Annotated in this window: 21 protein-coding genes, 1 tRNA gene and 2 pseudogenes; 16 read left to right on the top strand and 8 right to left on the bottom strand. The window is 69.1% G+C overall.

Annotated elements, in window-relative coordinates; genetic code table 11:
- Positions 1-81: 81 nt before the first annotated feature.
- Together rpsN and C1746_RS23225 are read right to left on the bottom strand one after the other, a co-directional pair.
- Positions 82-324 (bottom strand): annotated as a pseudogene (rpsN, locus tag C1746_RS15580) (30S ribosomal protein S14); the annotation flags it as partial.
- Positions 297-387: pseudogene (locus C1746_RS23225) on the bottom strand (30S ribosomal protein S14); the annotation flags it as partial. The pseudogenes C1746_RS23225 and rpsN, both read right to left, overlap by 28 nt.
- 235 nt (positions 388-622) lie before the next feature.
- On the opposite strand from C1746_RS23225, the gene C1746_RS15575 reads away from it, so the two are divergent.
- From C1746_RS15575 to lnt, 7 genes are all read left to right on the top strand, one after another.
- A complete protein-coding gene (locus C1746_RS15575) occupies positions 623-1,690 on the top strand; it encodes a M24 family metallopeptidase (protein WP_116715762.1) in 1,068 nt (355 codons plus the stop codon).
- Positions 1,687-2,016, top strand: a complete 330-nt coding sequence (locus C1746_RS15570) for a hypothetical protein (RefSeq protein ID WP_116715431.1) — start codon at positions 1,687-1,689, stop codon at positions 2,014-2,016. The genes C1746_RS15575 and C1746_RS15570 overlap by 4 nt, the downstream gene beginning before the upstream one ends.
- Positions 2,017-2,023: 7 nt before the next feature.
- A complete protein-coding gene (locus tag C1746_RS15565) occupies positions 2,024-2,515 on the top strand; it encodes a ribonuclease H family protein (RefSeq protein ID WP_205711884.1) in 492 nt (163 codons plus the stop codon).
- 82 nt (positions 2,516-2,597) lie between these two features.
- Positions 2,598-4,148: an amidohydrolase gene (locus C1746_RS15560; protein ID WP_162867811.1), complete on the top strand. Its 1,551-nt coding sequence runs from the start codon at positions 2,598-2,600 to the stop codon at positions 4,146-4,148.
- Positions 4,145-4,567: a hypothetical protein gene (locus tag C1746_RS15555; protein WP_116715429.1), complete on the top strand. Its 423-nt coding sequence runs from the start codon at positions 4,145-4,147 to the stop codon at positions 4,565-4,567. Before C1746_RS15560 ends, C1746_RS15555 begins: the two co-directional genes overlap by 4 nt.
- A gap of 486 nt (positions 4,568-5,053) precedes the next feature.
- A complete protein-coding gene (locus C1746_RS22560; RefSeq protein ID WP_205711883.1) occupies positions 5,054-5,518 on the top strand; it encodes a DUF4193 family protein in 465 nt (154 codons plus the stop codon).
- A 36-nt stretch (positions 5,519-5,554) separates the two neighbouring features.
- Entirely contained in the window at positions 5,555-7,135 is a 1,581-nt protein-coding gene (lnt, locus tag C1746_RS15545; RefSeq protein ID WP_116715428.1) for an apolipoprotein N-acyltransferase, read from the top strand.
- Here lnt and C1746_RS15540 read toward each other — a convergent pair.
- From C1746_RS15540 to C1746_RS15525, 4 genes are all read right to left on the bottom strand, one after another.
- The gene (locus C1746_RS15540) at positions 7,117-7,365 is read right to left on the bottom strand and encodes a type B 50S ribosomal protein L31 (RefSeq protein ID WP_116715427.1); all 249 of its coding nucleotides are present in this window, start codon (positions 7,363-7,365) and stop codon (positions 7,117-7,119) included. The genes lnt and C1746_RS15540 overlap by 19 nt on opposite strands.
- A 3-nt stretch (positions 7,366-7,368) precedes the next feature.
- A complete protein-coding gene (gene rpmG, locus C1746_RS15535; RefSeq protein ID WP_116715426.1) occupies positions 7,369-7,533 on the bottom strand; it encodes a 50S ribosomal protein L33 in 165 nt (54 codons plus the stop codon).
- Positions 7,533-7,769: a 50S ribosomal protein L28 gene (gene rpmB / locus C1746_RS15530; RefSeq protein WP_116715425.1), complete on the bottom strand. Its 237-nt coding sequence runs from the start codon at positions 7,767-7,769 to the stop codon at positions 7,533-7,535. Before rpmB ends, rpmG begins: the two co-directional genes overlap by 1 nt.
- A 138-nt stretch (positions 7,770-7,907) precedes the next feature.
- The gene (locus tag C1746_RS15525) at positions 7,908-8,450 is read right to left on the bottom strand and encodes a DUF4112 domain-containing protein (RefSeq protein ID WP_116715424.1); all 543 of its coding nucleotides are present in this window, start codon (positions 8,448-8,450) and stop codon (positions 7,908-7,910) included.
- Between the two features lie 101 nt (positions 8,451-8,551).
- On the opposite strand from C1746_RS15525, the gene C1746_RS15520 reads away from it, so the two are divergent.
- A tRNA-Glu gene (locus tag C1746_RS15520) sits at positions 8,552-8,628 on the top strand.
- Between the two features lie 207 nt (positions 8,629-8,835).
- Here C1746_RS15520 and C1746_RS15515 read toward each other — a convergent pair.
- Positions 8,836-11,025 (bottom strand): winged helix-turn-helix domain-containing protein, encoded by a 2,190-nt coding sequence (locus C1746_RS15515; RefSeq protein WP_162867810.1) that lies wholly within the window; start codon positions 11,023-11,025, stop codon positions 8,836-8,838.
- 106 nt (positions 11,026-11,131) lie between these two features.
- On the opposite strand from C1746_RS15515, the gene C1746_RS15510 reads away from it, so the two are divergent.
- From C1746_RS15510 to C1746_RS15475, 8 genes are all read left to right on the top strand, one after another.
- On the top strand, positions 11,132-11,395 hold the full coding sequence (locus C1746_RS15510; protein ID WP_116715422.1) for a hypothetical protein: 264 nt from the start codon (positions 11,132-11,134) through the stop codon (positions 11,393-11,395).
- Positions 11,392-12,117: a DUF4386 family protein gene (locus tag C1746_RS15505; RefSeq protein WP_116715421.1), complete on the top strand. Its 726-nt coding sequence runs from the start codon at positions 11,392-11,394 to the stop codon at positions 12,115-12,117. The genes C1746_RS15510 and C1746_RS15505 overlap by 4 nt, the downstream gene beginning before the upstream one ends.
- On the top strand, positions 12,114-13,100 hold the full coding sequence (locus tag C1746_RS15500; protein ID WP_116715420.1) for an ABC transporter ATP-binding protein: 987 nt from the start codon (positions 12,114-12,116) through the stop codon (positions 13,098-13,100). Before C1746_RS15505 ends, C1746_RS15500 begins: the two co-directional genes overlap by 4 nt.
- Entirely contained in the window at positions 13,097-13,840 is a 744-nt protein-coding gene (locus tag C1746_RS15495; RefSeq protein WP_116715419.1) for an ABC transporter permease, read from the top strand. The genes C1746_RS15500 and C1746_RS15495 overlap by 4 nt, the downstream gene beginning before the upstream one ends.
- Before the next feature lie 216 nt (positions 13,841-14,056).
- Complete coding sequence (locus tag C1746_RS22150) at positions 14,057-14,251, top strand: hypothetical protein (RefSeq protein WP_162867809.1); 195 nt, start codon at positions 14,057-14,059, stop codon at positions 14,249-14,251.
- A gap of 247 nt (positions 14,252-14,498) precedes the next feature.
- Positions 14,499-15,692, top strand: coding sequence for a serine hydrolase domain-containing protein (locus C1746_RS15485; protein ID WP_205711882.1), 1,194 nt, complete (start codon positions 14,499-14,501; stop codon positions 15,690-15,692).
- A 141-nt stretch (positions 15,693-15,833) separates the two neighbouring features.
- Positions 15,834-16,580: a helix-turn-helix transcriptional regulator gene (locus tag C1746_RS15480; protein WP_162867808.1), complete on the top strand. Its 747-nt coding sequence runs from the start codon at positions 15,834-15,836 to the stop codon at positions 16,578-16,580.
- 120 nt (positions 16,581-16,700) lie between these two features.
- The gene (locus C1746_RS15475) at positions 16,701-17,798 is read left to right on the top strand and encodes an SMP-30/gluconolactonase/LRE family protein (protein WP_162867807.1); all 1,098 of its coding nucleotides are present in this window, start codon (positions 16,701-16,703) and stop codon (positions 17,796-17,798) included.
- A 35-nt stretch (positions 17,799-17,833) separates the two neighbouring features.
- Here the strand turns inward: C1746_RS15475 and C1746_RS15470 are convergent, their stop codons facing one another.
- On the bottom strand, positions 17,834-18,379 hold the full coding sequence (locus C1746_RS15470) for an AbrB family transcriptional regulator (protein ID WP_116715414.1): 546 nt from the start codon (positions 18,377-18,379) through the stop codon (positions 17,834-17,836).
- Positions 18,380-18,418: the final 39 nt, after the last annotated feature.

Here is an 18,418-nt window from a genome sequence, read left to right as displayed (position 1 = left end):
CCGCGCGATGGCGACGGGCAGAGAAACAACAAGCGCCGCCGGCGGGACCGGCAGCGCTTCGGGTGGTGTCGTTTGCGGGATCTACCAGGAGGACTTGGTGATCCCGGGCAACTCGCCTTCGTGCGCCATCTCACGGAAGTTCACACGGGAGAGGCCGGCGAAGCCGACGTGGCCACGAGGGCGGCCGTCGAGGCGATCACGCTTGCGGAGCCGGACCGGGCTGCCGTTGACCTTCATCTTGTTCAGCTGATCGCGGGCCAGCAGCTTCTCCTCGAACGGGGTGTCCTCGTTCTTGATGATGGCCTTCAGTTCGGCGCGCTTCTCGGCCTGCCGCGCGACCATGACGGCGCGCTGCTGGTTGCGGGCGATCTTGCTCTTCTTGGCCACGAAGGCCTCCCTGTCTCGGCTGGTGAAGTAGAGGTGGTGGTCGCGTGGAGAAACGCAGGCACACGGCGGTGCGCGGACCGACCCGAGAGTGTAGGTGGGGCACGGCGTTCATGCACGGAGCTCACCCCGGTGATGGCGGCAGCGTGGCCACTACGATAGCCGCGTGAACAGCTCGATCGCGCAGGTGGTTGATGGCAGCGGGACCGACCGAGCCGTCGCGGTGCTCCGCCGGAGCATGGACGCGGCGGACGTCGACGTCCTCGTGCTCGGTCCCGGCTCGGACCTGCAGGCTGCGTGCGGGTACGACGCACACGCCTCCGAGCGGATGACGCTGCTGGTCGTCCCACGGGCCGGTGATCCGGTCATGGTCGTGCCCGAGTTGGAGGAGGCGGCAGCGGCCACCGGTGCGCCGGGCATTCCCCTGCGGACCTTCGGCGAGTCCGACGACTCCGCGTTGCTGGCGGCGGAGCTGATCGGCCACCACCTGGGCAGTGGGGCGATTGCGGTGGGCGACCAACTCTGGTCACAGTTCCTCCTCGCTCTGCAGGGCCACCTGCCGGAGGCGGTGTGGACGCGAGGCTCGGCCGTGACGCGCGCACTTCGGATGGTCAAGGACGCGGCCGGTGTGGCCGGTCTGCGGGCTGCCGCAGCGGCCATCGATGCGGTCCACCGCCAGATCCCCGACCTGCTGGTGGCGGGTCGTACGGAACGGGAGGTGGGCCGGGACATCGACGCGGCGATGCGAGCCGCCGGTCACGACGCCGTGGACTTCGTGATCGTTGCCGGGGGCCCGAACGGCGCCTCGCCGCACCACGGGATCTCCGACCGCCCGCTGCAGGCCGGGGAGGGCATCGTGATCGACATCGGCGGGCCTGTGAGCGGGTGGTTCAGCGATTGCACCAGGAACTACGTGATCGGCACGCCCGACGAGGCGTACCTGACGGCCTTCGAGGTCCTCCAAGCGGCACAGCGTGCCGCGGTCGAGCACGTCCGACCCGGTGTGACCGCCGAGTCGGTCGATGCGGTGGCCCGGCAGCACATCGAGGCGGCCGGCTATGGCGCGGCCTTCATCCATCGGACGGGGCATGGGATCGGCCTCGACGTCCATGAGGAGCCCTACATCACCGCCGGCAACGACCTCATCCTGGAGCCCGGGATGACGTTCTCCGTCGAACCCGGCATCTACCTCGCCGGGAGATTCGGGATGCGCATCGAGGACATCGTGGCCGTCACCGACACCGGGGTCGAGCGACTCAATTGCACCTCCACGGATCTGGTGAGCGTCGAGGCAGGCCGTTCATGAGTCACGATCCGGAAGCGGACCGCCGGACCACCGGCCGGGCGATCCGAGCCGGCCTGTGGAGCGCGGGGGTGCTCTCGGTCCTGACGGTGATCGGCAACCTGGCCTTCGGCGGTGACGGGCAGACGGCCATGGTCTGGGTGCTCAGCTCGGTCGTGGTCGGAACCCTGGTGACGGCAGGCTGGCTGATCCTCTCCGTCATCCTGGATCTGTTGGCCGGCGAGGTGCCTGGGCGCGGGCGCCTGATCCCCGCGGGGATCGCCTTCGCCGTCGCCTTCGTGTCACCGATCCTCCCCGCGGCGATGCTGCAGGTGATCGCCGAACAGTGAGGGCGACGTGATCCAACCCGAGAACCTGACCGTGGCCGAGGTCCTCCGGCGCTACACCAGGGGTCCGACGACCGGTGTGTTCACCGACGGCAGCGCAACCCCGAATCCGGGCCCAGGTGGTTGGGGCGCGGTCTACGTCCGCGACGATGAGGTCATCCAGCAGGCCTACGGGCACGATCCCGACACGACCAACAATCGGATGGAACTGACTGCGATCCGAGCCGCCTACGACCTGATCCCGGACGGGACCTCGACCGTCGTCTACACCGACTCGAAGTTGGCGGTCGACACGCTCACCAACTGGGCCTACGGCTGGCGCAAGCGGGGCTGGCGTCGCAAGGGAGGAGCGATCCAGAACCTCGATCTGGTCCGACCGCTGTTCGAGATCGTCGAGGCGCGACCCGAGGTCACCCTGGAGTGGATCAAGGCCCACTCGGGCAACCGGTGGAACGAGTACGCCGACGCGTTGTCCACGGCCTACCTCCGCGACGTCCTCTGAGTTCGCCGCGTCCTGTGGGTTCAGCGCCGATCTGAACACACCTCCGACATCGATCGGAGGAAACGTCGTAGGATCTGTGGTGATGCAGTCCCCGTTCGACGGCGTACCCGTGGGCGACGATCCACTCCTCATCGTGGCCGACCGCATCATCACCATGGACCCGGCCCGTCCGGCGGCACGCGCCGTCTTGGTCCAGCGTCGCCGCCTCACGTGGCTCGGGGACGATCCGAACGAGGTTGCCGACGAGGCGAGGTGGCGGGTCGAGCTGCCCGGAGTCACGCTGCAGCCCGCCTTCGTGAACGCGCACACCCACCTCACCGGGCTGGGTCTCATCCTGGACTCCCTCGACGTCGGGGTCGCCACCTCACTCGAGGACTGCCTTGCCGCGATCCGGGTCAGCATCGACGTGACCACCGATCCCGTCATCTGGGGTGCGGGGTGGGACGAGACCGCCTGGCCGGACCAGCGCCTGCCATCTGCGGAGGAGTTGAAGGCGGCTGGCCAAGGCCGCCCGGTGATCCTGACCCGCTCCGACGGGCACTGCGTCCTGGTCGACGCCGAGTCGCTCAGAGCGCTGCCGCTGGCCCGCTCTCGCGGCGTGGAGCGGGACGCCACCGGGCAGCCGACCGGCCTGCTCCGTCAGGAGGCCGCACACGTGGCGCGGCGCTGGTTCGGTGCGCTCCTGCCAGAGGCCACGCTCCACCGTGCCAGACGGGCGGCTGCCCGAGAACTGGCGGCCGCCGGTGTTGCGTCGGCCCACGAGATGGGCGGCCCCCACCGCATGGGCGCCGACGACTTCGACGCGTGGCTCGACGGTCAATGGGCCATCGAGGTGGTGCCCTACTGGGGCGACACCGACCTCGACTTCGCAGCAGCTCGGGGACTTCGCCAGGCCGGCGGATCGCTGCTGCTCGACGGGACGATCGGGGCGCACAGCGCCGCCTTGGAGTCCCCGTACGCGGACCGACCAGGATCAGGACAGCTGTACCGCGACACCGCTGAGCTGATCGAGTTCGTCCAGAACGCCACGCGTCGTGGCATGCAGGTCGGGCTGCACGCCATCGGGGACCGGGCGGTCCATCAGGCCATCCGGGTCTTTATGGCGGCCGCGGAGGATGCCGGGCCGGAGCAGCTGCGGAACAGTCGGCACCGACTCGAGTACGCGGCGCTGGTCGACGAGGGTGACGTGGCGGTGCTGGCCGAGCTCGGGATCGTCGTGACGGCACAACCCGTCAGCGACCTGGGCCTGGGGCGGTCGGGCGGTTCGTACGAACGGCGCCTGGGTGCGGGCCGAGCCCGCGCGGCCAACCCGCTGGGCTTGCTCTCACGGGCCGGCGTGCAGATGGCGTTCGGGGCGGACGACATCGGCGCGTTCGATCCCTGGGCCTGGGTTCGCGCGGCCGGAGCCCACCACGAACCGGACAGCAGGATGACCTGGGACCAGGCGCTGCAGGCTGCGACCATCGGTGGGCGAGCGGCAGCGCGGCAGGGGAGCGTGGGGGCGCTGCGACCCGGCAATCGAGCCGATCTGGCGGCATTCGAGGCCCAGGGCGAAGGGCCGGGCAAGTGCGTGTTGACGATGGTCGCCGGCACCGTGGTGCACGGCGCGGCGCTGCTGGACACCGCCGCGTGAGCCTGATCAGTCGCGACGACGAGGTCGCCGTCGGGCGGCTACTCGGGCTGGACGACGAGGCGGCTCGAGCGGTGGTCAGCACGCTGGAGGACCAGGGGTGGTTGACCCACGGGGTGGCAACGGTCAGCACCGCCTTGGCCGCACGTTGGGGCGTGGAGATGGCGGCTGCGGCACGGGATGTGGCCGACGGCCGCCGACTCGGCGCCGCCTTCTCCGACTTCGAGTTGCGGGCCGCTGCTGAGGAGGCGGAGTCCGACCTGGTCGAGCTGGTGGCGTCCTACTCCCCAGCTGATGACTCATCGGGGTCGCACGGCACTGACCGTAAGGAGTGGTCGTCCGCTTCCGAGCTGACGCGCTCGCCCTTCCACGTCGGGCCGACGACACCAGCGGGGTCAGGGCCAGACGACGGACACCCGTAGGCCCGCACTTTTTTCTGCCACTCGTTTGTGCAGGTCAGCGGGCTAGCCTCGTGCAAAAGACCTGGTCAGCTGACCGGCCGGGCGCTATTGGCCAGTTGACGGACAGGTGAACGGACCGTAGCGTGTCGACTCACATCACCGATTCGGACCAGCCGCGACGGCGTGCCTGGTCCAGCAGTAGGGGTGGCTCGCGGCGTGACCGGGCAACCGGGCTCGGCAGCGATGCCTCACTACTGAGTGTGATGTTTGTGTACGAATCAGCATCGTCACTTCGGAGCTGGACCGGGCGTAGTAGAGAACGTGGGTGTGATCAGCTCTGCTGATGTGCCTATCGGTACCAACTGCCCGAGCGAAGCTTCGAAACATCGGGCTCAGGGTGCAGACCGCACCCTGAGCCCGCGCTTTCGGGGGTGGTTATTGCGTCGGCACCGCCCAGCGAGTACACATGCGCCCGCGCCGGTTGACCACGACCACGGAGGATTCCCTTTGTCAGAGCAGGACCTGCAGTCCAGCGCCGCTGCGGACGACCTCGACGATCTCGAGGATGACGACCTCGACGACGACCTCGACGCTGACGAGTCGCTCGAGGCCCTGGAGGAGGAGGAGCTCGGGGTCGACGATGACGACGACGCGGACTACCTCGACGACGACGACGTCGACCTGAATGACGAGGACGACGAGGCTCTGGACGACGACTCCGACGAGGATGAAGAAGACGAGTCGGACGACGACGACGATGGCGACGGCGACGACGAACTGGACGAGCTGCTCGAGGAGGACGAGGAGGTCCAGCCGCTCGACACCGATGACGGGCCGGTCGGGCCGTCCAAGCCGCGCCGCAAGCCGGAGCTGATCGACGATGACGAGTTCACCTGTCGGTCGTGCTTCCTGGTGAAGAAGCCGTCACAGCTGGCGGATGCCGACGCCATGTTGTGCTTCGACTGCGTGTGACGTGCTGCGACCCACTCCGGTGAGGGGTCGAACCGAGTGATCACGAGCGTCGGGTTGGCGCTCCTCGGTGGTCTTCTCCTGGTCGTCGGTCACCCCCCGATCGGCTTCGGGTGGGCAGGGTTCGTGGCCATCGCCCCGCTGGTTGCCTTGGGCCGGAACCTCTCCGCGGGCCCTGTTCGGCGAGCCCTCCCGTACGGCCTGCTCGCCGGGGTCATCACCTACGGCCTGCTGCTGTACTGGCTCATCCCGTTCGGCTTCCTGGCGTTCGGTCTGCTGTCGGTCGTCCAGGCGCTCTACACCGCAGCGTTCGTCGCCCTGGTGGCCCTGTTCGGCGAGATGCCTGGGCGAGGGGTCTGGACGGCCGCCTCGTGGGTCGCCCTCGAAGTCGTACGCGGGTCCTGGCCCCTCGGTGGGTTCTCCTGGGGGGTGGTGGCCTACACCCAAGCGGACGGCGGGTTGGCGCTGGGTGCGGCGAGGACCGTCGGAACCGTCGGCGTGTCGCTCCTGCTCGCAGCCGTGGCCGTGGCGGTCGAAGCAGCCATACGAGGCGCGCTGCGCAGCTGGGAGGGTGCCCGTGAGACCGATGTTCCCGCCGACGCGGTCTTCGGGGCGATCAGGACACCCCTCTTGACCATCCTGGCGGTGCTGGCCATCAGTGTGCTCGTCGCTGCTGAGCCGCCCGGTCCAACGGACGAGACGTTGGCCATCGGCGTCGTGCAGGGTGGTGATACGCGGGCGACGTCCGCGGCAGGCGTGAATCGCATCGACACGGATCGGATCATCCGGGTGACCGAGCTGATGGAGGAGCGGACGCGTGAACTCGAGGATGAGGACCTCGATGTGGTCATCTGGCCCGAGAACTCGTTGGACAGCGACGTCCGTACCGAGCGGGGGGAGACGGTGGCCGGGTTGCTCCGTGACGCTCTGGATCGCGTGGCGCCAACCCCGATCCTGGGTGGTGAGACGGCCCGGGGACCGCGGGATGGGACCTTGTGGAATCGCATGACCGTCTTCCGGGCCGCCGCCTCGGACGACGGCGCTGTGGGCGCCGAAGTCGAGATCGGCGACTCCTACAACAAGCGGCGTCCTGTCCCCTTCGCCGAGTACATCCCGGGGCGCTCATACCTCGACTGGATCCCACCACTCGAACAGATCCCGAATGACGTCCTGCAGGGGGAGGGGCCGCAGACCATCGAGCTGGCCGGCGCCACCATCGGACCGGTCATCTGCTTCGAGAACACCTTCCCGGCACTCGCCCGGGATCAGGTGGACGCGGGTGCTGACGTTCTCGTCGTCTCCACGAACAACTCGTCGTTCGGCGTCACACCGATGTCAGCGCAGCACGTCGCCTTCAGCCAGGTGCGTGCGGTCGAGACCGGCCGCTGGGTGGTGCATGCCGGCATCTCCGGCATCTCCGGCTTCATCTCACCGGAGGGTGAGATCCTGCAGGAGACCGGCTTGTTCGAACCGGCAGCCATCCAGCGGGATGTGCCGCTGATCCGCGAGGTCACGATCGCGACCCGACTGGGCCCGTGGCCAGCGCGCCTGGTGCTGCTGACGAGCCTGGTCGGCCTGATCCTCGCGGTGCGCGAGCGGGGCTACTTCTTCTTCGCGTAGCGGCGGTTGTACCGGTCCACACGACCCGCGGTGTCGACCATCTTCATCTTGCCGGTGAAGTAGGGGTGGCTGGCGGCAGAGATCTCGACCCGCTTCAGGGGGTAGGTGTTGCCGTCGGTCCACTCGATCGTCTCGGAGGTCTCGATCGTGGAGCGGGTGATGAACGAGAACTCTGCACTGGGGTCCTGGAAGACCACAGGCCGGTACTCGGGGTGGATGCCCTGGCGCATGGCTTACTTCTCTTCCTTGAACTCGACGTGACGCCGGACCACCGGGTCGTACTTCTTCATGGTGATGCGCTCACGCTGCGTCTGCTTGTTCTTCGTGGTCATGTAGGTGTAGCCCGTTCCTTCGGTGGAACGCAGCTTGACCTTGATCCGGTTGTCTCCGGCAGCCATCAGACCTTCACTCCTCGGCGCTTCATCTCGGCGAGAACGGACTCGATCCCGCGCTTGTTGATCGTCTTCATGCCCTTGGTCGACACCGTGAGCGTGACCCAGCGGTTCTCCGACGGCACGAAGTAGCGCTTGGTCTGCAGGTTCGGCTCGAACCGACGCTTGGTCTTGCGGTTGGAGAACGACACGTTGTTACCGGACACCGGGCGCTTGCCCGTGACCTGACACACCTTGCTCACAGCAGGGCTCCTCGAATTGGTGGGGACAGTTGGAAGCTGGTTCCCGGGGAGCATGCAAGCAGACGCGCTCCCGCGCGGGTGCGCAAGTGTAGACGGGGGACCCCACGCTCGGCAACGCGCTGCCTCTGGGCCTGATCGTCACCCGATCAGGCTGATGAGCCAGACGATCACGCCGAGGGCGGCGGCCAGCGCCAGGATGCCCGCGCCGAGGACGCACAGGGCCGTGATGACGAGCATCCGGCGGCTCTCGGCCCGGGTGCGGTCGGGGTCGATGGCGTGGGTGGTCAGCAGCCTGACATTGCGCTCGTTGGCCTTGAAGAACAGGTCAGAGACGTAGCCAAGGACGGGGACGGCGTTGAGCGCGGCGTCGAACAGCGCGTTGACGACCATGCGGACGACGGTGGCGCCGCGGGCACCGATCATGATGCCGTGGCCGATCACCACGGCGGCCATCGCGAGTCCTGTTGCGCCACCGAACCAGGGGATGAACCCGACGATGGCGTCCACCCCGAAGGTGATGTCCGTGCCGGGGATGCGGAACTGGTTGTCCAGGAGATGGGAGAGCTCCTGCATCTTCCGGTAGCGCTCCTGACCGGCCTCGTCCAGCGAGTCGATCGGGTCGGCCAGGGGTGGCTCATCCACCGGCGGGGCGGGCTCGTGGGCGAACGGCAGGTCAGTCATCGGGTAGCCCAGTCTGCCAGGTGACGTCGTGCGACCGATCGAGTGCTGGGCGCTACACTGTCGGCCGTCAGTCCGCGGCCCCGAGCTGCCGACTGCACCCTGGTCCCGTCATCTAGCTGGCCTAGGATACCGGCCTTTCAAGCCGGCGGCGCGGGTTCGAATCCCGTCGGGACTACCAGAGAAACAGCAGGTCAGACGCATTTAGGGTGAGCATCGTGAGACGTGGATCCTGCGTGCGTGCCGAGAGCAAGCCGAGCAGTGTGACCGCTCAAAGCAGCTCGTGCGAGACCCGCGTCGCTAGGAGCCGGTGCGGCGCCTGGCTCGGGGCCCCCGCGGTAGCGCTGTGGTCCGAGTGCATGCTGACAGGAGGAGTCGGTACCAGGGGTCACAGGAGACCGACGTCTCTTGCCGCCTGCACGGCTTCCTTGCGAGTGCCGACGCCGAGCTTGCGGTAGAGCGACCGCGTATGTGTTTTGACCGTGTTGAGCGACACGAACAGCTGGCCGGCGATCTCTCGTTGTGAGAGCCGCGTGGGGAGGTGCCGCAAGACCGCGATCTCCCGCTCCGTCGGGGGCTCGACCATGGCTTGCGCTGCGGACGGAACGACCACGTCCCCGAGACGGGCTTCGACGCGCCCGAGATAGGGGGCAGTGATCCCCGGGTCCACGCAGCGGTCGACGACACGCCGCGCCTCCGCCAGGATGTCGGGACCGTCGGGGGCGTCGAGGTCGCACAGGACGTCAGCGGCGGACGTCAGCGCGTAGGCGAGCGTGATCCGCCCTGGCGCCCCACGGGCGAGCGCAGCGCCGTGCCGGGCTGCCGCCGCGCACTCGGCCGGGTCGTCGGCAGTCCTTGCGATGATGCTGTGGGCCAGCGCGAGCTGGGGCGTGCGCTCGAGCGCGTTTCGCTCCGCGACGGCCACCGACTGGCGGGCGTGCTGCAGGGCGGACGCGTCGCGCCCTTGCTCGAGGTCCGAGATGGCCTGGTAGATCGGGGTGGCAGCCTGAACGAACAGGTGGCGCTCCTCGAGCGCAGCGGCGGCGGCCTCGGCCAGCCGCCCTCGTGCCTCGTCGTGCTTCCCCGCGTGAACCAGCACGCCGCCGAGCGCCATCGCCTGGGTCGAATCAACAGGCGGACCCGACGCGGCCGCGGCGGACAGGGCTGCGGCGACGTCGCCCTCCGCCAGGCCGCGCATGATCGTCAGCGCCACGACGTGCCCGGCCTCCTCCTCGTCGAGATCCTCCTCCCGGGCAGCGTCCAGGCAGCGCCATGCGTCGGCGGCCCGGCCGGCCAGCAGTGCGATCCAGCCGTCCATGAGCAGCGAGCGCGGGTGTCGGCGACGGAGCGGGCCGAGTCGTTCGAGCTGACCGACCACGGTGCGGATCTGTCCCCGGTTCATGAGGTCCGCGGCGTGGTCCCAGAGCAAATCGATGGCGATGTCGAGGTCGCCAGCCGCGAGGCGGTGCTCCACGGCGTCGTGCGGGTCGCCGTACGATTCGTGCCACGTTGCCGCGGCGCGATGCAGCGCCTCGAGCTCGTCGCCCAGCTCGGCCCGCGCCTCGAGCAAGAGCAGGTCGCTGAGCAGGTGGTGGTACCGGAACCATGTGGCCGTGCGGTCGAGGCTGATGACCATCTGATTGGTGGCTGCCATCCGGCGCAGCCATGCCCACCCGTCATCGGTGCCGCAGACCGCGTCGACCAGGGGAGCCGAGAAGCGTTCGAGCACTGACGTCCGTAGTAGTCGATCGCGGTCGCCGGACTCCTGCTGGGAGAGAAACTCCTCGGAGAGATAGTCCACGACGAGGCGGTCGTCGCCCCTAAACGCTGCCACCACGCCTGAGCGGTCCTGCGCTGACGCAAGAGAGAGCGAAGCCAGTACCAGGCCGGCGGCCCATCCCTCGGTCCGCTCGCAGAGCGTCGCGAGATCGTCCACGTCGAGCGCGTCGCCGTCCACCTCCACGAGCGCCCTCGCCTCGTCGGCGTTGAAGCGGAGGTCCGCTGCACGCACCTCGGCGAGCTCGCCGCGCACGCGCAGCCGCCCGAGCGGCAGCGCGGGGTCGACCCGCGTCGCCAGGACGACCACCAGCTGCGGGGGCGCCATCGCCAGGAGGTGCTCCAGGCCGTCGAGGACCGCCGGCTCCTCGACCAGATGGAGGTCGTCGAGCACGAGGACGAGCGGACGGGCGTCGATCGCGATCGCGTTCACGATCCGGGCGACGACCGGGGAGGGGTCGAGCGCGGCCTGGCTCGTCGCCGCCCCCACCGCATCGTCCAGACCCTCCACGACGCGGTCGAGCGACGCGACCACCGCGGCCCAGAAGCGCGCCGGGTCGCGGTCGAACCGGTCCAGCTGGAGCCAGGCTCCACGTTCCTCGCGACGAGAGAGCCAGTCGGAGAGCAGCGTGGACTTGCCGGCGCCGGCCGGGGCACTCACAAGCACTGTCCGACGTCCGCGCGCGGCCACCGCGGCATCGAGCACGGCGTGGAGACGACCCCGTTGGACAAGCCGGACAGGAGGGGTCGGGGCGCTGAGCTTCGTCGCCGCCAGCGACGGGATCGTGGACCCTCTATCCATGGCGAGAACTCTCGACGGCGCTATCGGGGCTGTCAAGCACGGCTCACCCGGGTGAGATGAGCGGTCGTGCGAGGCGCCGCGCGCCTCGATGGCGGACGGTATGGACATGGTCGAGCACGCCACTCCGCGTCACTACGAGATCGTCATCCGCGGGCACGTGAGCCACCGGCTCCTGCGCCCCCTCCTCGACGACTTCGTGGTCACCCACGCGGACGGCCGCACGCGACTGACCGGGAACATCGTGGATCCGTCACAGCTCCACGGCGTCCTCCAGCACCTGACGTCGTTTGCACTCGAACTCGACCACGTCAACCGCGTCGACGACGACGCAACTGCCCAGACAGATCCCAACAGCAAGGACACGCCATGACCCCCACCCACCCCACACCCGCTCGTGCACACCGGCAGGGCGACCAGCCGAGAGACGCCACCGCGTCCGCTCGCGCAGGCGCCGTCGGGGCGCTGCTGGCCACCGCCTCCTTCGTGTTCGGAATCGCGCTCGCCGTCACCAGCCTTGCCGACTACACCGCCGCCGACCTAACCCCGGCGAGCGCAGTCCGGTTCCTCGTCGCCAACGAGTCGATCCTGTTCGTCTGGTACGCCGTCATCTACCTCGTCTTCGGCATCGCGATCGTGCCGCTCGTCCGCGCGCTGCAGCAGCGCGTCCGAGGGTCCCAGCCGGAGCTCGCCGCCCACGCGAGCGTATTCGGCCACGTCTGGATCGGGCTGATGTTCGCCACGGGGATGATCCTCACCATCGGCCTGGGGGCAATCGCGGATCTGGCCGGCGACGCGGAGCAGGCGCAGGCGCTCTGGACCGCGATCGACACCGTCGGCAACGCACTCGGGGGCGGCAACGAGCTCGTCGGCGGCCTCTGGATCCTGCTCGTCAGCGTCGCGGCGCAGCGCGGCCGCACAATGCCCGCCTGGCTGAACCTCCTCGGCGCCGTCACAGCGGTCGCCGGCATCGTGACCGTCGTCCCCGCTCTCACCGAGGTCGGGATGGTCTTCGGCCTCGGCTGCATCGTCTGGTTCGCCGCGGTCGGACGAGAGCTGCTGGTCCACCCGACGCCGCGCACGGTGGCCCGATGACCGCCGTGGAACACGGCGACGCGATCGCTCACCGACCAACAACGAGTAGGGCAGTCGTCGTCGAGGGATTGACCAAGGTCTACGCGGGGCGGACTGTCGTCGACGGCGTGTCGTTCTCGGTCGAGCAGGGCGAGATCTTCGCCATCCTCGGACCCAACGGCGCCGGCAAGACGACCACGGTCGAGTCGATCGCCGGGCTGCGCACACCCGACACCGGCGTCGTCCGCGTGTTCGGGCACGACCCACTCGCCGATCGGGCCACGGTCCGGCAGCTGCTCGGCGTGCAGCTCCAGGAGAGCAGCTTCCAGGACAAGCTGACCGTCCGGGAGATCGTCGACACCTACCGCGGCCTGTACCCGGATCCGCTGTCCACCGACGAGCTGCTGGAGCGGTTGGGCCTCGGCCCCTCCGCGGGGACCCGCTACGCCAAGCTCTCCGGCGGCCAGCAGCAGCGCGTGTCAATCGCTGTCGCGCTCGTCGGACGGCCACGCGCCGTCATCCTCGACGAGCTGACCACCGGCCTCGACCCGCAGTCCCGCCGGGACACCTGGACCTTGGTCGAGGAGTTGCGCGACACCGGCGTCACCGTCGTGCTCGTGACGCACGTCATGGAGGAGGCCGAGCGACTGGCGGACCGTCTTGCCCTCATCGACCGTGGCCGCGTCGTCGCGCTTGACACCCCCGAGGGGCTGGTCGCGGGCGCCGGCCTCGAGCAGCAGCTGCGGTTCTCGACCACAGCGTCGCTGGACGAGGACTGGATCCGCCGTCTGCCGGAGGTCTCCGGCGTCGCACGCGACCATGACGAGTTCATCGTCACCGGCGACGAGCGGATGCTGTTCTCGGTCGTGTCGCTGCTCGCGGCACACGACATCGTCCCCGGCCGGTTGCAGGTCGACCAGCCCACCCTCGACGACGCGTTCGTGGCCCTCGCCGGCCGCACGTTGCACGCAGCCGATGACAACACCCCGGAGGTGGCCCGATGAGCGCCCTGACAACCCTGACCCGTACGCAGACCAAGGTCTTCCTCCGTGAACCCGTGGTGGTGGTCTTCGGGCTCGTCTTCCCCGCCGTCTTGCTGCTCGTGATCGGCAACGTGTTCCCCGGGGCCACCGAGGTCAACGCCGAACTCGGCAACCAGAGCCTGGTCGAGATCTACGCCCCAGCGGCCGCGGTGATGGCGCTGCTCACCCTCGGTATCGCGATGCTCCCCCAGGCGCTCGGCCTGGACCGTGAACGCGGCATCCTCCGCCGGCTGTCCGCGACCCCCGCCCACCCCGGGTTGCTGGTCACCGCACACATCGCGGTGCAAGCAGCCGCCGTGACGGTCGCCACGGTTGGCGCGGTCCTCGTGGCGGTGCTGGCCTTCGACGTTCCGCTCCCGCAGAGCCCGGGCTGGTTCGTCCTGTCCTTCGTGCTGTCGACCTGGGCGCTGCTCGCAATCGGCGCGCTGGTCGGGGCGCTGGTCCCCAATGCGCAGGCCGGGGCCGGGGCCGGGATGCTGTTGTACTTCCCGATGCTGTTCTTCGCGGGCATCTACCTGCCACTGGAGATCATGCCGGCCAGCCTGCAGGCCATCAGCAGCTGGACCCCGCCGGGTGCTGCAGTCAACGCACTCAGTGACGCATGGGCCGGGACCGCACCAACCAGTACCAGCCTGCTCGTGCTCGCGGTCACGGCTGCCACGGCCGGCGGGCTCGCCGCCCGCTTCTTCCGATGGGAGTGACGGAGGCAGGCTCCCGCGACGTGGTGCCAACGCGCTCCGAAGATTCGTTGGCTCCTGTCCGGCACCAGTACGGCCCGCCCGCCGGCATCGACATCGCACCCCAGCCGGTACCGATCCCAGGCCCTGGCCCGGTGCTGGTGCAGGTTCACGCGCCATGCCTCGACCGCGGCGCATGGCCACGGATGGCAGGGCGAGCCGCACGCCGTGCGACTCGCCATGTCGCACCGAGTAAAGAAGGGTCGCGCCATGAAGCTGTCGCGGCGTGACCAGACCGTCCTCGGCATCGGCAGCTCCCCCCTCGGAGCGCTGCTCCTCCTCCCAAGAACCATGACTGAAAGCATCGGCTTCGCCATCGGCATCGTCGGGATCGCGGTGCTTGGCAGCCGCCCGCCGGCGGGGATGGACGAGTGACCATGAGCACGTCACATCATCCGGCTCGGAACATGATGCTGGCGGTGTACGTCCAGCACGTCGGCGAGACACCGCTCGGTGGACCGGCGGTCGAACAGAGTGCTCTGGTTGGAGCGACTGTGGCCAACGGCTGCCTCGTCACCCCGTGGACCCCGCGAGCTCTGGCCCTGTACCTTCAGGCGATGAACGCACGGCAGGGAGTTGCTCGATCGCACCACCAGGGATGCGGGCACCTGCTGGGACCGGCGTGAGCGTGCACGTGCAGGGTGACGTCGACGACGGCTGGGGAGCGGTCGCCGACGCGTTTCGCGCCAACTTCGAGTCGGGGGAGGAGGTCGGCGCGGCCTGCGCGGTGTACGTGGGCGACCGGAAGGTCGTGGATGTGTGGGGTGGCCTGCGCGACCCGAAGCGGGGATTGCCATGGGAGGAGGACACGTTGGTGACCGTGTTCTCCACGACGAAGGGCATGTCGTCCCTTGCGGTCGCCCTGGCTCACTCCCGGGGGCTGTTCGAGTACGACGACCTGGTTGTGGAGCACTGGCCGGAGTTCGGTCAGGCCGGCAAGGATCACATCACGATCCGCCAACTGCTGTCGCACCAGGCAGGACTACCCGCCATCGACGAGCCATTGGACCTCGACGCACTGGCCGACCCGGAGGCTGTCGCCGCTGCGATCGCGGCGCAGGAGCCGGCATGGGAACCCGGCGTGAGACATGGCTACCACGGGCTGAGCCTCGGCTTCTACGAGTCCGAGCTCATCCGACGTGTGGACCCCAAGTCCCGAACGCTCGGGCAGTACTTCAACGACGAAGTGGCGCTGCCACTGGACGTGGAGTTCTACATCGGGGTCCCCGCACAGGTCGACCGCCGACGGATCGCCCAGATCCAGGCCGACTGGTACCGACTGCGGATGCTGTTCAACCTGGCGAAGCTGCCTCGAGCATTCGTCGCTGGCTTCCTCAATCCACGATCGATCACCGCGCGGACGTACGCAAACCCGAAGGTGCTGGGCAAACCCGCGCGCTACAACGACGAGGCCATGCGCCGTATCGAGCTGCCTGCAGCCAACGGCACCGGCGAGGTTCGCGCCATCGCCAAGGCCTATGGCGAGTTCGCGTGCGGCGGGAGCGTGCTCGATCTCGACGACCGCACATTGGCGTCCTTGCGACGAGCTGCGCCTGATCCGACCGAGGGGTTGTACGACGTGGTCCAGCGAGAGTCGACGCGGTTCTCGCTGGGGTTCTGCAAGCCGTGGCCGTCGTTCGACTTCGGATCCGACCAGGCCTTCGGTACGCCAGGCGCCGGCGGGTCCCTCGGGTTCGCCGACCCGGAGACCGGACTCGGCTTCGGCTACGCCATGAACCGGCTGGACTACTACCCGACCGAGGACCCGCGACAGGTCCGTCTGCGTGAGGCAGCCCATCGCTGCGCCGCCGCCTGACGAGGGCGGGTGTCAGCGGGGCAGGCCCATGGAGGTGCTGCCACCTCGGCTGGGCCTGTGTGAACGCGCGCCAGCGGGCAGACGCCCTTTACGACCACGTGCGAGGGGCGTAGCGTCCCAGGGCATCTGGAGGTGACCAGCATGGGCCTGAGCGAGCGCGATCTTCGTCGCGTCATGGACGTCGTCTCTCCAGAGGCGGTCTCGTCAGATGTGCTTGAGATGCCGGAGGAGGTCCTCCGTCGGCTGGGAACACTCATTCCGTGCTCGGGCGTGAGCTTCGCGGCCTGGGATGAACGAAAGCGGGAGGTCCTGACCTGTCACCGGGTGACCTTCACCGACGACCCTGGCTGGGATGATGGCATGGCGCAGCTGTTCTGGGGCGGCTACGAGGAGTGCGTTGCCGTGTCTGGCCTGGCCGCGCTGGATGAAGCCGGCCAGGTCTGTGCGTGGCAGGACTTCTACTCCGACCGCGCGTTCTCGGCCCTGCAGATGTCAGAGCTGTACCGACGGCAGGGGACGTATCACCGCATGATGGTGCGCCTTCCGCCGCGTGGCGGGGTGGAGCGTCGCCTGCAGATCGGCCGGGAGCGCGGGGAGCCTGGCTTCACAGATCGCGACAAGCTGCTCCTTCGTCTGCTGCGACCACACCTGACCGGGATCCGCGACCGGATCCAGTCCGACCGGGACGGCGCAGCTCTGCTGACACCTCGGCAGTTGGAGCTGCTGCACGCCGTTGCGGCGGGCGCCACCAACCGACAGGTCGCACGCCACCTCGGGGTCACGGAGAGCACGGTTCGCAAGCACCTGGAGCACGTGTATCGGCGCCTCGGCGTTCACAGCCGGGTCCAGGCGATTGCCCGAGTGGCGGCAACCCTTCCCGCACGCTGACCCCGGCCTCGGGGTGATCCGTCTCGGCGTTCGCTTTTCGTCGTATTCCAACCTGCCACCTCCTGCGCCAGCGTGTCCGTACGAGCACGAGCAACGGGCACCAGCACAAAGGAGAACGTCATGCAGATCGGGAACCCCGACCCTGGAACCGCGGGCCGCCCCGTCCGTCGAGCCCGACGATGGCATCGCGGCCTTGGGGGCGTCCTCATCGCAGCACTCCTGTCAACGGCGTGGGGTGGGGCGGGCGGACCGAGCGAACCACCCGGGCGCCTTCAAACCGTCGTGGCCTTCGCCGACCCACGACCCACCGGCGTCGCGACCGATCTGCCGGAGGGTGTCGCGGTCGACCGCCGAGGAGACATCTATGCCACGCTGGGCCCACCGTTCTTCACCGGCGGCGGGTATGGCGCTGTCGTGCGGCTGGGTCGGGACGGTGGGTACGAGACACTCGTCGAGTTCCCGGATGGCCCGGCCCCCGCAGGTGTGGTCGTCGATGCCCGGCGGCGCGTCTACGTCGCCGTGCCCGACCCGGGCGGACCTGATGCCGGCGTCTATCGCGTGGGCCGAGAGGGGTCCGCCACCCGCATCGCCGGGACGGAGGGCATGGCCGTCCCCAACGGCCTGGCGCTGGGGCATCGCGGCGCACTCTTCGTCAGCGATTCGCTCCTGGGGCAGATCTGGCGGATCCCGTGGCGGGAACGGGTCGGCAGGGACACCACCGGCAGGGCCGGACCGTGGCTCTCCCATCCGCTGCTGGCCGGCTGCGAGGCGGGGCAGGTCGGGGCCAACGGCATCGCCGTGCGTCGTGGCCAGGTGTACGTCGCGAACAGCGAGCGGGGGCTTCTGCTGCGCGTCCCGATCCGCCCCGATGGTGCGGCCGGCACTCCCATCATCGTGGCAGGGGACGAGGACTGCAAGGGCGGCGATGACCTGTACGGCCTCGACGGCATCGCCGTCGACCGGACCGGCACGGTCTACGCGACTCTGGTGCTGCAGAACCGGCTGGTCCGAATCGAGGGCCGCACCGGAGCAGTCGTCACGCTGCTCGACGCGGACGATGGTCTGTGGAATCCGGCATCCGTGGCCCTGGACCCGACCCGGCGGCGCGGCAGTCGTCTGCTGCTGACCAACTACGCCGTGCTCGGCCCCGAGCCTCCCTCGAGTCTGGGGCCGGCCGTTCTCTCCTACCGCTTGCGCGGGCGTCAACCTGGTTGGTGACGCCGCCGCCTGACGGGACCTGTCAGGCGGCCGGCTCAGCCCGCCTGGGTGGAGAGCCGGATCAGGAGCGGCAACGAGAGGATCACCAGCACGAGCCGCACGAGGTGGAAGACGGCGACCTGGGGGCCAGTTCCCTGTTGCTCCGCTGCCGCGGACATCACCGTCAGTGCGCCGGGGGAGGTGGCCAGGATCGATCCCTCGGGAGCGATGCCGAGGACGCCGAGGAGCCAGGCGACCGCCAGGCCCAAGGCGATGAACATGGCGGCGGACAGCACCGCCCCGATGGCGACCCGGCCCAGGTCGCCGATGAACTCCCGCGTGATGGATGTACCGATCTGGGCTCCGAGCACCACGTAGGCGCCGGTCACGAGCGGCCGTGGCAGGGAGAGGTCCTCAACCCCGCCCGCGAGTGTCACGACAGCGGCTCCGACCATGCCGCCGATGATCAGTCCGCCGGGAACGTTCAGCCACTCCAGGCCGAACCCGACGACGGCAGCGGCCAGCAGGGTCAGAGCGATCAACATGGGTGGTGGTTCCTTCGAGAGCGATGGTGGGATGCGCGCGCCAGTGTGCGTGCGCATCCCACCTCGGTGTCGTCATCGTCCTGGCCGGCCAGGACG

This window comes from Euzebya tangerina (assembly GCF_003074135.1).
In the GTDB taxonomy this organism is placed as follows: domain Bacteria; phylum Actinomycetota; class Nitriliruptoria; order Euzebyales; family Euzebyaceae; genus Euzebya; species Euzebya tangerina.
The sequence above is the reverse complement of the archived record's forward strand: the minus strand, read 5'-3'. Positions and strand labels throughout refer to the sequence as shown.